The 12,711-nt window shown below is 66.1% G+C and carries 11 protein-coding genes; 7 read left to right on the top strand and 4 right to left on the bottom strand.

From position 1 onward, the window contains the following. Positions 1-103: 103 nt before the first annotated feature. On the bottom strand, positions 104-1,858 hold the full coding sequence (locus tag ABZ444_RS46970) for a glycosyl hydrolase family 28-related protein (RefSeq protein ID WP_358010822.1): 1,755 nt from the start codon (positions 1,856-1,858) through the stop codon (positions 104-106). A gap of 1,595 nt (positions 1,859-3,453) precedes the next feature. On the opposite strand from ABZ444_RS46970, the gene ABZ444_RS46965 reads away from it, so the two are divergent. Further along, complete coding sequence (locus tag ABZ444_RS46965) at positions 3,454-3,648, top strand: hypothetical protein (RefSeq protein WP_358010821.1); 195 nt, start codon at positions 3,454-3,456, stop codon at positions 3,646-3,648. 228 nt (positions 3,649-3,876) lie between these two features. Here ABZ444_RS46965 and ABZ444_RS46960 read toward each other — a convergent pair whose 3' ends face one another. Continuing rightward, on the bottom strand, positions 3,877-4,626 hold the full coding sequence (locus ABZ444_RS46960; RefSeq protein WP_358010820.1) for a helix-turn-helix domain-containing protein: 750 nt from the start codon (positions 4,624-4,626) through the stop codon (positions 3,877-3,879). A gap of 79 nt (positions 4,627-4,705) precedes the next feature. On the opposite strand from ABZ444_RS46960, the gene ABZ444_RS46955 reads away from it, so the two are divergent. From ABZ444_RS46955 to ABZ444_RS46935, 5 genes are all read left to right on the top strand, one after another. Then, positions 4,706-5,113 (top strand): VOC family protein, encoded by a 408-nt coding sequence (locus ABZ444_RS46955; RefSeq protein ID WP_358010819.1) that lies wholly within the window; start codon positions 4,706-4,708, stop codon positions 5,111-5,113. Positions 5,114-5,392: 279 nt separating this feature from the next. After that, positions 5,393-5,743: a DUF1330 domain-containing protein gene (locus ABZ444_RS46950; protein WP_358010818.1), complete on the top strand. Its 351-nt coding sequence runs from the start codon at positions 5,393-5,395 to the stop codon at positions 5,741-5,743. 286 nt (positions 5,744-6,029) lie between these two features. Beyond that, positions 6,030-7,652, top strand: a complete 1,623-nt coding sequence (gene istA, locus ABZ444_RS46945; RefSeq protein WP_358010816.1) for an IS21 family transposase — start codon at positions 6,030-6,032, stop codon at positions 7,650-7,652. Further along, positions 7,649-8,449: an IS21-like element helper ATPase IstB gene (gene istB, locus ABZ444_RS46940; RefSeq protein WP_358010814.1), complete on the top strand. Its 801-nt coding sequence runs from the start codon at positions 7,649-7,651 to the stop codon at positions 8,447-8,449. Before istA ends, istB begins: the two co-directional genes overlap by 4 nt. 209 nt (positions 8,450-8,658) lie before the next feature. Further along, on the top strand, positions 8,659-9,303 hold the full coding sequence (locus ABZ444_RS46935) for a hypothetical protein (protein ID WP_358010813.1): 645 nt from the start codon (positions 8,659-8,661) through the stop codon (positions 9,301-9,303). A gap of 863 nt (positions 9,304-10,166) precedes the next feature. Here ABZ444_RS46935 and ABZ444_RS46930 read toward each other — a convergent pair. Further along, positions 10,167-10,979: a class I SAM-dependent methyltransferase gene (locus ABZ444_RS46930; RefSeq protein WP_358010811.1), complete on the bottom strand. Its 813-nt coding sequence runs from the start codon at positions 10,977-10,979 to the stop codon at positions 10,167-10,169. A gap of 134 nt (positions 10,980-11,113) precedes the next feature. Between ABZ444_RS46930 and ABZ444_RS46925 the strand changes: the two genes are divergently transcribed. Continuing rightward, entirely contained in the window at positions 11,114-11,560 is a 447-nt protein-coding gene (locus ABZ444_RS46925; RefSeq protein ID WP_358010810.1) for a transposase, read from the top strand. Positions 11,561-11,683: 123 nt separating this feature from the next. Here the strand turns inward: ABZ444_RS46925 and ABZ444_RS46920 are convergent, their stop codons facing one another. Continuing rightward, the gene (locus ABZ444_RS46920; RefSeq protein WP_358010808.1) at positions 11,684-12,037 is read right to left on the bottom strand and encodes a hypothetical protein; all 354 of its coding nucleotides are present in this window, start codon (positions 12,035-12,037) and stop codon (positions 11,684-11,686) included. Between the last annotated feature and the right edge of the window lie 674 nt (positions 12,038-12,711).

Raw genomic sequence — 12,711 nt, 5'->3', positions numbered from 1 at the left:
CCCTGCGGATTCACGCCAGTCGGCCGTCCTGAGGCCCAGCCTGTTCATCAACGGTGATCAAGGGTTGCATGCCGTCGTATATCATGTGACATTCGCCACTTGATCAACTACCACGTTCCTCAGAAGGAGCCACGCCCTTGGGGGACGGGTCACTAGGCTGAGGCAAGGTCAGGCACTTTTGTGTTCCCTGAGTAGTGAGCGGATAGGGTCGGCCGTCTTCATCGACGGCGATGATGGCCCCGCTGGCGGGGAAACAATCCTCCGCGACCGATCCAACACCCTGGGCGCGGTTGTAGTAGACCCGTAGCGGGTGTGTGGCATTACCGGTGTCGGTGCGGTAGGTGTTCTTGGTGAGTTCGAGTTTGGTCCCGCAATAGCCGATCTCCCCGTACGCCTGGGCGGGCCTGGGTGCCGCATGTGGGATGAAGATGTCGTTGTTCTCGAAGGTGAGCTGCTTGGCCCACTCAAGACCCGTGCTGCAGGTCGCGCCAGGAGTACCGGAGAAGACGACCATGTGCCCGAAATACCTGAAGTAGCTGGGTTCCGGAGGGGTCTGCAGCAGGACACCCCTGATTTTGTTGTTGACGACCGTCATCCTAGGCGTCGCGTTCTGGCACAGGAACTTCGTGGCCTGGCCGGTGATGGTGTTGCGTTGCAGGGTGGTGGAGAAGGTCGGGTCCGTCTGCCGGTGGATCCTCCGTGCGATAAGGGACGGGTCGTTGGCCAGGTCCTGCAGATAGCCGGTCCACACCGACGAGGTCAACTGTGCGGGCACACCCCCGGTAACGCAGAACACGGCGAAGCCGTTCTGACTGTCCAGCGTGGAATCTTCGACGACGCCGCCGACGATTCCCATGGTTGTGACGTCCCCACTCTTGCCGAGGGGGTTCTGCAGGAATGAGTTACGCACCGTCACATTCGCCGTGGACTCCCCGTGCGCCATGGCGATCCCACCGCCGAGGTTCCCCGTCACCCGCACACTGTCGAACAGGATGTTCCCGGTCATCCCGACCAGATCGCTGCAGACCCCGGCGCCTGGCGGTGCCCACCCGGCGCCCTTGGGGTAGCACTCCGGCTCGATGTTCACCCCTCTTCCCGGGGAGTGGAAGGGGTAGCTGTTGGGGGCGGTGCCGCCCACGCCGGCATTGTGGAAGTCGCTGTCGGTGACGAGGACATTGCGCGCCTGCCCGATCGACACGTTGTCGCGGATGTTGTTGGTGCTCCTGACGCGCTCGAACTCGATCTCCTTGCCAAGGCCCAGCAAGATGCCATCAGTGGCCATGTGATGGACGTTCAGGTCGGTGAGTCTGATCCCGACTCCGCTGACGATGAAGATTCCGTATTCATTCCTTTCGCACAGGAAGATGTTCGGGTCCGACTGAGTCATCTGATCGACGTTGCCGTCGATCTCGAATCCCGAGATGGTTAGGTTGTTCACGTTCTGGAATGAGAATGGGGTGAATTGAAACTTGTCCGCCTCCCTCCAATTCTTCTGCTGATAGCAGAAAGTTTCAGTGACTTTCTTCTCGAAGTCTCCCTTCACTTCGATCCGTGCACCCTCCCCTCTGATCCATACTCTCCGACAATCCTTGTAGAGGATGCTGTAGGCCCTGAGGTTGCCGGAGAATATCGTGGCAAGATCGACGATCTTGTTGATGTTGTAGACGCCGCGCGGGTAGTACAGCGTCGCGCCGCCTGGGATCGCACATACGCGGTCCGCAGCCCTTTGCATCGCCGCGGAGTCGTCCAGGCCGTCTCCCGGGATGGCGCCGAAGCTTCGGACGCTGAAGATGGGTACGCGCGCGGCGGGCTTGTCTGCCACTGCCATGATCGTCGCTCCGGTCAGCAGGATCACCACGATCGCGGGAACTACTGACAGTCGCCATCGCGACAAGCGCATGCCGGGCCTGGGCGACTCAAGGCCGCGAAATCCTCTCCCCACAAACGCCCCCTCGCCCTCATGAGCCGCAGCGCAGGATCTGCCTCAACTCCAGCCCTAGAACGCACCCCTTCGACACTGTCGGTACTGCCCAACATTCCAGCCCTGATATCTCGGCATACGGATTATATTCGGGTTCTTTATGTTTGACGTTTTAGTCTTATCGAGGTTCCGTTATTTGGGCTAATGCCGGGAGATTGAGCTCCCCACACAGATCAGCAGGAGGAGGACGCTCACGCCCGCCCGGGCCGAGATGCCCGTCACAACCGGCCGCCTGAACCCGGGGGTTACTGCTGGCCGGGGGTGCGTAGCGGCCGGAAGTTGCCTTCGCGGACGGCTTCGGGCAGGGAGAAGTTGTAGCGGCCCAGGAAGTTCAGCCATTCAAATCTGGACGGATTCGCGGCCCTGGTCGGCGACCAGGGCTCCTAGGCACGAGCCCGTCTGTGAACGCGTTCCAGCCGCCGAGGCGCTCGCGGGCCGCCGTACGGCCTCCTCGGGTCTGGTTGCAGATGAGCACCGCCACCGTCTACGCCCACCGCTTCGACGCGCCTAACGGCACTGCCCTGATGACGAGCGGAAACGCCGACTGCGTGAGCGCAATGCTCCGCAGGAGTGGGTCGACGACGCGCTGGCGGACGCGGCGCAAGGCCGAGAGCTGATCACGACCGTGTTCCACGCCGTCGGCGCAACCCCTGCTGGGCTGGTGACACAGGTGCTTGCGTGGGTTGCGTCCCGGAACATCAGCGTGCCGACCAGCCAGAACGTTAACAGTGCACGACAAATCGGAGACCCGGTGTCTTGACCTAAAGAGGATCACAATTGGGTGCCTGATCGAGCTCGTCGGCGAGCAGTTGCTCGGCGACGGCGGAGTATCTGGCAGCGGTGCTGTGGGAGATCCCGAAGACCAACGACAGGTGAAGCGGGTCCGCTCCTCCGGCCAGAGCTTCGCGGAGGATGCGGTCCTTGCGTATCCGGTCGACGCTGCATCCGGCGTGGTTCATCCGCGGCGTCACGAATTGCTGGCTGATCGGGCTCGTGCCGTGGGCGGTCTTGTCGCCAATGAGGATGTGCGGGTTGCTGGTATGCGGCCAGGTTGCGCGACGGTGGCGGAGCCAGTGGCGTAGTGCTCGATGGCTGAGGTCGCCGAGCCGCTGACGACGGCCAGCGAGGGTGATTCGCCGGTTGGCCAGGTGGACTCCTGGCCGGAGGTGTGTGGCGGGTGGGGTGAGGCGGGCGATGTCGGTGTGTGGAGGCTGGCTGAGGGCGGGGTCGTTGTTGAGGATCCCGCGCTACTCGCCCTGTCCTGGTCGCCCTGCATGACCGCCCCTCCCCCACCTGCCGCCGAGCCTGCCTGGTCAACGACAGGAACGCCCCACACATGAGCATGGACAAGCCTCCAGATCCCTCGGAGGACGGTCCGTCGGGACGGCCTCGGCCGCCGGATCGGGGACGACGACTGGCCGAGTAGGCCCTCCTCGCCGACGCCATGCTCGCGACGCAGGGCTGCGGTCACCATGGTGCATGGCGCGCCCGGGTCCGACGTGGACATGCGGCTGATCGGCGAGGTCGTGCCCGCGCTGGCCGAGCAAGCCGGTCCCTGGGTCGGCAGCCGAGGCGGCAACGACTACAGCACCTACATGTTCGCTCCGTCCGACGCCGCCGCGGCGGCCACCTTGGAGGCCGAGGTCCGCGCCATCGCCCCGCCGTGATGGTGGGGGCGTCGCGTCGCTGTACGCGCGCTGAGGGCGCTCCTTCGGCGCGGACTTGAACCAGTGACAGAGGCAGCACCTTGCCGGTCGCCCCCTTTGCATGACCGTGCGCCATTCAACTGACGCCCCCACCCGCCCAACACGAGACGAGCGTGCCGGGATCGATGCCGTGCTTGCAGGCATTCAGGGCTACCTGTTCAGAACTCCTGATCCGGCGGTTCCGGACAGTCAGGCCGGGAGCTGCGCGAAGATGACGACGCCTTCCTCGCCGACCGGCCGCAGCAGGCAGAACGTGAACCCGCCGACCGTGACAGGGGCGAACTCCCGCACTGCCCGGCAGCTCCACCAGTGCCCTGCGTCGGGCCGTTCGCGCTTCAGGAGATCGACGACGGCCGCGGCGCGTGGGTCGTCCGGGATGTGCCCGATGTTGGCCCGGAACTGCTCGTACAGGCCGCGCAGCAGCGGCTCCGCGTCGGTCAGGCGGTGGCTTCCGGGGGTGGCGAGCATGATGAGGAGGTTGCGCCGCTCGATCGGCACGCTGTCCGGATCGCCCCAGAAGCGCCGGTAGGCGGCGTTGCCGGCGAGCAGGTCGAAACGCACGTCCACGGCCGCGGCCGGTGTGGACGTCCAACTGTCCAGCAGTGTCCGGGTCGGCTCTCCGAGCACGGCCGCGCCCGCGGCCGTGGCCGGGGAGGCGGGCAGGAACCCGGCCAGTGCCAGCGTGTGGCGGTGCGCCGCCGTGTCCATGCCGAGCACCCGGCAGATCGCGTCCAGCACCTGGCGGGTGGTGCTCGCTCTGCCCTGCTCCAGCCAGGTGTACCAGGCCACGCTGACCCCGGCCAGCGTCGCGACCTCCTCGCGGCGCAGTCCGGGGGTACGCCGCCGCCCGCCGCCGGCCAGACCCACGTCCGCCGGGTCGACGACCTCGCGGGCCGCGCGCAGGTGGGCGCCGAGCTCGCGGCGAAGGGTTTCGTTCATGACCGCCAGCCTATGAGTGCCACTCATCCCATGAACTCTCCCCTGCCTGTCGGCGGCGCCCGGCGCCACTCTGGATGCCATGAGCGATGACATGTGGCGACTGCGCGACGACTCCTCCGACCTGGCCGAACCCCGCGTGCTGATCCGGGTGTTCGTGCCGTCTGAGGAACTGGACCAGAGCATCGACTTCTACGAGCGGTTGCAGAGGACGGCGGTCGACGCGCGGTTCGCCTTCGCGGCGGTGGGGCTGGAGTTGGCCACGGTGGGGGCGTTCCTGATCATCGCCGGTGACGAGGCGGCCTTGCGCCCGTTCCGGGACACTGTGGGCACCCTGCTGGTGGACGACGTGCGGCCGTACTACGAGCGGCTGGTGGCTGAGGGCGCGGAGATCGTGTTCCCGCTTCAGGACGTGCCGACCGGAGCCGGTTTCAACGCCCGGCACCCCGACGGGACAGTGGTGGAGTACGTCCATCACCGTCCCATCTAGACTGGCGAGCAGCGCGCTTCGGCTCGCGGCCCTGGACGAGGTGGCCTTTCCTGTGGAGGGTGCGGGGCCGGCTGAGCGCACCCAGACGCGATCACGACCGCACCCGCGCGGTTCATGTCGTTTCTCCCGGAGGGCTTGGCCGCCATCGACAGCCGGCTCAAACGAATGCGCAAATCCGCCTGCGGTGTCAGATCGCCTACCTGTCAGGTGATCGCCCCGCCCACGAAGGGCGTGCCAGGATCGGCAGCGCACCGCACACGACTCCACCAGGAGGACACCATGACGGCCTACGTCATCGCCCACCTGCAGAAGGCAGCCCCTCACCCGGAAATCGCCGAGTACATCGAACGGCTCCCCGCCACCTTCGAACCGTACGGCGGACGCTACCTCGTCCACGCCACCCAGCACGAGGTGAAGGAGGGCAGTTGGCCCGGCCATGTCGTGATGCTCGGCTTCCCAGGGATCGCCGAGGCGCGGGCGTGGTGGGATCCTCCCGCGTACCGGGAGATCGCACCGCTGCGCTCCCGGCACATCGAGACCGACCTCATCCTTGTCGACGGCGTGCCCGAGAACTACGTCCCAACGGCGGCCGTCACCGCCCTACGGGAGGCGACGACCTCGCCTGCGTAGGTCGTCGGCGGCTGCTTGAGGAGTGCCGGTTGACATGTCTGCGGGCGGAACGCCTGTCCTGCGTTCGGCAGGCCGCGTCGGCGTGGCCTCCTGACCACCGCAGGCCGTGAACACAGGCGGATTGGCCTGCGTGGCTCTGTAGGTGAGTTGCGACAGCGTTTGTAGGTCAGCTGTGACAGCGGGGTCGGTGAGCGCTGGGGTGTGTTGATGAGAAATGACAGCGCTCAATTGGTTGCGGTGAGAGTATCGAGGTGCTACAGCCCGTAAGGGAGCCGTCATGCCTCGCATGTCGAAGATCGAGCTGTACGCGGCCATCCGCCGTGACTCTCGCGCTGGTATGGCCAGCCGAACGCTCCAGCACAAGTACGGTGTCGGCTTCCGCACGGTCCAGAAAGCCCTGGCGTCGGCATGGCCGACCCCGAGGAAGAAGCCGCAGTCGCGTCCGAGTCGGCTGGACCCCTACAAGAGCTTGATCGACCAGGTGTTGCGGACAGACCTGGACGCGCCGCGCAAGCAACGCCACACCACCAAGCGGATCTTCGACCGCCTGCTGAGCGAGCACGACGCGGTGGAGGTGTCGTATCAGATGGTTCGCGCCTATGTCGCACAGCGCTGTCCAGAGATCCGGATCGAGGCGGGCCGCGGTCCGGTGGAGGCGTTTATCACCCAGTCGCATCGCCCTGGGGTCGAGGCGGAGGTCGACTTCGGCGACGTGACCATCCGTCTGGCCGGCGAGCTGGTCAGGTGCGTGATGTTCTCGCTGCGGTTGTCGTATTCGGGCAAGGCCGTGCACCGCGTGTTCGCCTCCGGCGGGCAAGAGGCATTCTTCGAAGGGCACATCCACGCGTTCCGAATGCTGGGCGGCGTACCGACCGGCAAGATCCGCTACGACAACCTCAAGGCCGCCGTGGCCCAGGTGCTCGGCTTCTCCCGCGCCCGTGTCGAAGCCCCGCGCTGGACTGTCTTTCGTGAGCACTACGGCATCGAGCCGTTCTACTGCCAGCCTGGCAAGCAGGGCGCGCACGAGAAGGGAGGCGTGGAAGGCGACATCGGCTGGTTCCGGCGCAACCACCTGGTGCCCGTTCTTGAGGTCGCCACCCTGGCCGAGCTGAACGCGCTGATCGATGCCTGGGATGAGGCCGACGACGCGCGGCGGATCGGCAGCCGGCCCCGCACCGTCGGGGAGCATTTCGCGGTCGAACGTCCCTACCTCAAGCCCCTGCCGAACGAGACGTTCGAGACGGGGCTGCTGTTATCGCCTCGGGTGGACCGCTACAGCCAGATCACGGTGCGCACCAACCGCTACTCGGTGCCCGCCCGGCTGATCGGTCGTCAGGTGCGCGTCATGCTGCACGCCTCGGAGCTGGTCGTCTATGACGGCCGAGAGGAAGTCGCCCGGCACGAGCGCCTCCTGGCCAATGCCAGCATCCGGCTGGAGCTCGACCACTACCTGGAGGTCCTGCTCCGCAAGCCCGGCGCGCTGCCCGGAGCCACCGCGCTGGACCAGGCCCGCGCAGCAGGCAAGTTCACCCCCGTGCACGACCAGTGGTGGGCCGCAGCATGCAAGGCCCATGGCGACCGTGATGGCACCCGGGCCCTGATCGAAGTCCTGCTGCTGTCCCGGCATCTCGCCCACGAGCACGTCGTCGCCGGCTTGGCCGCCGCATTGGGAGTCGGAGCGCTCACCGCGGACGCGGTCGCGCTGGAGGCGCGCAAGGCCGCCGAACTCGACACCACCACCGAGCCGGTCACCGCCCTTGCGCCCGAACCACGAGAGCCCGCCAGGGTGACTTCATTGACCGAACGGCGCCTGGCACAGTTGCCGCCCGACAACCGGCCGCTGCCCTCGGTGGCCATCTATGACCAGCTCTTGCGCCGTCGTCCTCACGCCCAAGGAGAACAGACATGACCACGCCGGCCTCATCACGTCACCGCGGGCTCACCGAGCAAGCCGCCCAGACCGCTGTCGACGCCTCCTGCCGAATGCTGCGCCTGCCCACCATCCGCAAACACTTTGAAGAGATGGCCGAGCGCGCCACCCGCGAGCAGATGTCCTACCTCGCCTTCCTGGCCGACCTGCTCCTGGCCGAATGCGACGACCGCGCCCGCCGCCGCTCCGAACGCCGCATCAAGGCCGCCGCCTTCCCCCGCGACAAGTCGCTGCGCGAGTTCGACTTCGACGCCAACGAGAACATCGACCCGGCGATCATCCATACCCTGGCCACCTGCGAATGGGTGAAGAAGAATCTGCCGCTCTGCCTGATCGGCGACTCCGGCACTGGGAAGTCTCACCTGCTCATCGCGCTGGGCACCGAGGCCGCGATGAAGGGCTACCGCGTCCGCTACACGCTGGCCACCAAGCTGGTCAACGAACTCGTCGAAGCCGCCGACGAGAAGATCCTCACCAAGACGATCGCCCGCTACGGTCGCGTCGACCTGCTCTGCATCGACGAACTCGGCTACATGGAACTCGACCGCCGCGGCGCCGAACTGCTCTTCCAGGTGCTCACCGAACGCGAGGAAAACGCCAGCGTCGCCATCGCCTCCAACGAGAGCTTCGGAGGCTGGGCCAAGACCTTCACCGACCCCCGCCTCTGCGCCGCCATCGTTGATCGGTTGACTTTTGGCGGCAACATCATAGAGACCGGCACCCAGTCCTACCGGCTTGCACAGACGAAGGCACGAGCCGAAGCGCACGTCGGCTGAAGACCATCCAGCGCCCGCTTCCGCCCGATCACGGCGGTGTGGACGGACATAAGGTTCTCCTGCTGCGGGGCCACGAGCATCCTGGTCCGCGGACAGAATTTCTCCAGGTAGACGGCCGGCACCTCTCAAGGCCAACGGTCACCATGCTTGATCGGAAATGTCGGAACCGGCCGCTATCCTGCCCTCTCCACTATGCGAGAGGGAAGAGCATGAGCCTGGTCACGCCGGAAATGATCGACTACTACGTGCAGTTCTGCCAGGATCTGGGTCGAGTGGACCCCTACCGGCCAGTCAACAACGCAATGTTCTGGATGGTGGTACGCGGACGTGGGGAGCCCCTCACGGTCGCTGATGTCGCCCGCCGACTGGGCGCCGACCCCGACACGGCGGTCCCCCGCGCAGTGCTGGAATTGGGGGATCATGTCGTTCTGGAGCAGAGCGACCGCGGGGTGATCGTGCTGGCGGCTACCGCCTATCCCAGCGATCCCGACATCTGGGCCCGTCTGACCGAGAACGCGCAAGCATGGGGTTTCTGGTGGCTGGTCAACAACGCTCACGAACTCTTCTACGCGGCTGACGGCGTTCTCGTCACGTCGGTGAGCCAGATCTCATCGCCTGGGGGTCCGGAGTGCTTCGGCCAGGACCCTACGGCGCTCGACGACTATCTGGAGGCCTTGCGGGCATTGGGCGCACGGATGAAGGCCGACGACGAGGCGGGCGTGACAAGACCCGCCGAGCCCTACCGCGACTGGGAGACTGCACTGGCGACCGTTGAGGCGATGACAGGCGTTCGTCTAGATCTCGACCGGTTCACCCGAAAGCAGCAGTCGGTCTACGCGCCCAGCTTGAGGTGATCTACTCAGCTGAGAACGCAGCAGCCCAGGCGGCAATCGGCAACGACGCGGACTGACCGTCCACCAGGATTCTTCCTGTCCGTCCAGCAGGAACCAGGTGGCCACCTACCTGGACCAACATGGCCGTCAGCCAGGATTTTCTCGTGACCGCTTACAGGCGGAGCGGGCGCTGTCATTTCTCACCAACATTTCGCCCCACGTTGATCTTCAACCGCTGCCAGAACTCACCTACAAGCGCTGCCAGTTCAGACCAACACAATCAGCCTGCGACATGAAGGCGGCTCTCACTGCCTCTGGCGCGTCATTGCATGACGTCATCAGCACAAGGGTTCTCGTCGCATCCCCTCGGCAAGAGTCGAACGTCCGCCTCGACGCTGAGCTGCCCGAGCAACTGCGGGAGCCGCCGGGGACTCCTGATGGCGGATCGACTGAGGATGAACGGGCGAGGGGGTGGGTCAGGCGGCGCACCGGGCGGCGAGCGACGAGGATCCGGCGCAGGTAGTCGATGTTGTGGTCCCAGCCCGCGCGGGGGGTGCCGGGGCCGTAGGCGCCGCCGCGACTGGTGACCAGGACGGTCGGCGTGCCTTCGAGCAGCCGGACACCCTGCGGCGCCCCGGCGATCGCGAGGTCGATCCAGGTCTTCGCGTGCTGCGAGATGGATCGGGCGGCTTTGGCCCAGAAAGGCGAGCTCATCCATCAGCGCAGGCCCTGCTCAAGATCGAAGTGCAACGGAGAAACGGCTTCGACGAGCCTCTGACCACAGGCCAACCGCACCGGAGCAGCCATCGGCGCCAAGTAGGGCTTGGGGGCAGTGACGCCGCTGTCCGGCAGTGACCACCATGAGCACTCTTGTCAGCCCAGGCTCAGAACCGGTAGCGGAGAATGCGTGCCCCTTGGCGGGACAAGGCCGTGCTGCAGGCGATGAGACGGGTCAGCGCGCGTAGTTGTGGCGGGAAGCAGGCCACCTCCGGAGCGCGGGTAAGGATCTGCTCCTCGATCAGTTCGAGACCAGCCTCCCAGGACTCCGGTTCGTGCGGGTCGTCGAAGCCTTGGGAGGCTTTGAGGCCGAGCGTCTTGATGATCGGGTGGTACTTCATGGCCCAGGCGGCGAGGCGGGTGTAGCCGTTGAGCGCGAGTTCGCCTGATGGAAAATGGCCGGTCAGCTCGCGGGCCAGGGCCTGGAAGGAGTCGCCGGGCATGAAGGGGAGCAGCCCTTCGGCGACGATCATCGCCGGCCGGTCATCGGGGATGGCCGTGAGCCAGTCGGAGCGGGTGAGGTTTGCTCCGACGAGGTGGGAGCGGCCGTGCAGGCATTCGGATCGCAGGTTCACCACTTCGGGGAAGTCGATGTCGTACCAGTCGACGCCCGGCGGAGGATCGCAGCGCTGCATCCTGGTGTCCAGGCCGCAGCCCAGGTCGAGCACCACGCATCCGGGGTGAGCGGCGATGTAGGCCCGGACGGCGTCGTCCAGCTTCCTGGAGCGCAAGGCCGTGGTGACGACGACGTTGGTGTTGACCTTCAACTTGCCGAAGTCGTAGTCGATTCTGCCGGCCAGGTCGGCGGAGAGCGTGTCGCCGAGGATCGGGCAGGGCAGCTCTGCGTCCCGGGCTCTGGAGTGGAGAGTGAGCAGGAGCGTTTCCTGGATCAGCCCGAGTTCGGGTTGCCAGCGGTACATGGTGGTTCCTTAACGGCGTAGCGGATGGCGGGCCGCGGGGGTCTGCGGCCACGTCAGGGAGTCGTGGCCGGCCTCGATGCGCTCGCGAAGCCCCTCGCCGCCCGCCCGGAGCCGGCCGGGCGTACAGGTCTGAGGTGTTAAGCAGATTCCAGACAGTCGGCGATATAAGCCGACAGACGTCTGGGAGAGGTAGGGACGTGACGAGGCGTCGTAGGCCGTTCTCGCCGGAGTTCAAGGAAGAAGCCGTCCGCATGGTGCTGGAGGGCGAATGGACGGTCGCTTCAGTAGCACGCGAGTTCGGGATCAACGCCAGCACGCTGGGCAGTCGGGTGCACCGGCGTCGGATCGTGCTGGAGGAGGCGGAGCACCCGGTCCCAGGGCCGGAACGGGCCAGGATCCCGGAGTTGGAGCGGGAGAACGCCGAGCTGCGGGAGAAGCTGGCGTTCTTGAAGAAGGCAGCCCTGGATTCAGACGAGCAACGCAACGCCGCATGTGGATGGGTGGATCGTGGCCCCTCACAGGGAGAGCGTGGAAGCCAGAGCTCGCCTTCGGGGTGCAACAACCCTCACAGCCGCTCGTGAAGATCAGGCTCCTGATCCAACCGGATCATCACGAGCGGCCGTTCTCACGTGCGGGCAGTTACAGCACCGCGATCTTGGTCCCGCGCCGTCACGGCATCCTGATCTTTTGTGCCAGAACCGCTTTCACGCAACGCCCGGCTGCGGTGGCGCGGACGAATAGCACCAGGAGTTGCCATAGAAGGTGTCGGCGCTGTCGCCGTCCGACCCACCGTCGTTGTCAGCCATCCAGAACCATTTGTGCAATCCCCGATAGGCGTCGTAAAGAGAGCCGTTGACGTAGTGGTTACCGGTGTTGTGGGAGTGGCCGTACGCCCGCTGCTTGGGGTCTCCGCCTGGGCTGTCGTTGATGTAGATCAAATCCGCACTGCACCGGGTGTCCGCGTGCGCCGCTGTTGCGCCGCCCGCGACGACCATGGCCCCTGCGAGGGATACGGCCGCGGTACCGAGGGCACCCCATCGCCTGAGTCTTCTTGTCATTCCTGTTCCCCTCATCCCGTGAAATTCATGGCGTCGAATCCCGTTCGTCGGGATCCGACGTGCGCAGCCTACTTGCGGTCGATCATGGAAGTCGTCAGCGCGGCGCGCACTGTGTCTTGGCAATGGGCGCACGACAGCAGTTGGCGACGTCCTGGCCACTGTCTCACCGCGCCGCTGACCTGCGGCACGCGCCGTGTCGCCCACCACGACGTCTCTCAGGCCGGATGGCGGCTTCAGGACGGAGGCTTCGTAGCGGACGGCGAGTTCGTCACAGCGGATGGCCACAGCGCGATGGCGTTTGAGCCGGTTGATGCCGCAGTCCACGACGCGGCCCTGCCGGTGGAGGGCCTGGTCGTAGGCGGGTGGACGTCCTCCCCCGGCCGACGTGCCCGGCGAGGGGACGGCGGTCAGCGAAGCGATTCCCACGCGATGGTGACCGGGCGATCCTTCTGGGGCCTGACCGGCGAGCTCTCGCCCGCCCCAGCAACCAGTTCGCGCGGAAAGAAGCCGATCCTGACCGGCGGCTGGCAGCCGGGGAGGCGTGGACGTCATCGTCACGCGTGGCTGTCGTCCGCTTTGGACGTGGCGCGGGTCAGGGCCTCGTGCCGGTAGTCCTTGGGCGGCAGGCCGTACCTGGCGCGGAAGGACTTGCTGAGGTCGGCGGCGCGGATGAA

Origin of the sequence: Nonomuraea sp. NPDC005730 (assembly GCF_040630865.1) — a bacterium.
Taxonomy (GTDB): domain Bacteria; phylum Actinomycetota; class Actinomycetes; order Streptosporangiales; family Streptosporangiaceae; genus Nonomuraea.
The sequence above is the reverse complement of the archived record's forward strand: the minus strand, read 5'-3'. Positions and strand labels throughout refer to the sequence as shown.

Excerpts from the sequence above, each read along its gene's own strand:
- ABZ444_RS46965 (WP_358010821.1), top strand. The coding sequence starts at position 3,454 with ATGGTGCATGGCGCGCCCGGGTCCGACGTGGACATGCGGCTGATCGGC.
- ABZ444_RS46960 (WP_358010820.1), bottom strand. The coding sequence starts at position 4,626 with ATGAACGAAACCCTTCGCCGCGAGCTCGGCGCCCACCTGCGCGCGGCC.
- ABZ444_RS46955 (WP_358010819.1), top strand. The coding sequence starts at position 4,706 with ATGAGCGATGACATGTGGCGACTGCGCGACGACTCCTCCGACCTGGCC.
- ABZ444_RS46950 (WP_358010818.1), top strand. The coding sequence starts at position 5,393 with ATGACGGCCTACGTCATCGCCCACCTGCAGAAGGCAGCCCCTCACCCG.
- istA (WP_358010816.1), top strand. The coding sequence starts at position 6,030 with ATGTCGAAGATCGAGCTGTACGCGGCCATCCGCCGTGACTCTCGCGCT.
- istB (WP_358010814.1), top strand. The coding sequence starts at position 7,649 with ATGACCACGCCGGCCTCATCACGTCACCGCGGGCTCACCGAGCAAGCC.
- ABZ444_RS46935 (WP_358010813.1), top strand. The coding sequence starts at position 8,659 with ATGAGCCTGGTCACGCCGGAAATGATCGACTACTACGTGCAGTTCTGC.
- ABZ444_RS46930 (WP_358010811.1), bottom strand. The coding sequence starts at position 10,979 with ATGTACCGCTGGCAACCCGAACTCGGGCTGATCCAGGAAACGCTCCTG.
- ABZ444_RS46920 (WP_358010808.1), bottom strand. The coding sequence starts at position 12,037 with ATGACAAGAAGACTCAGGCGATGGGGTGCCCTCGGTACCGCGGCCGTA.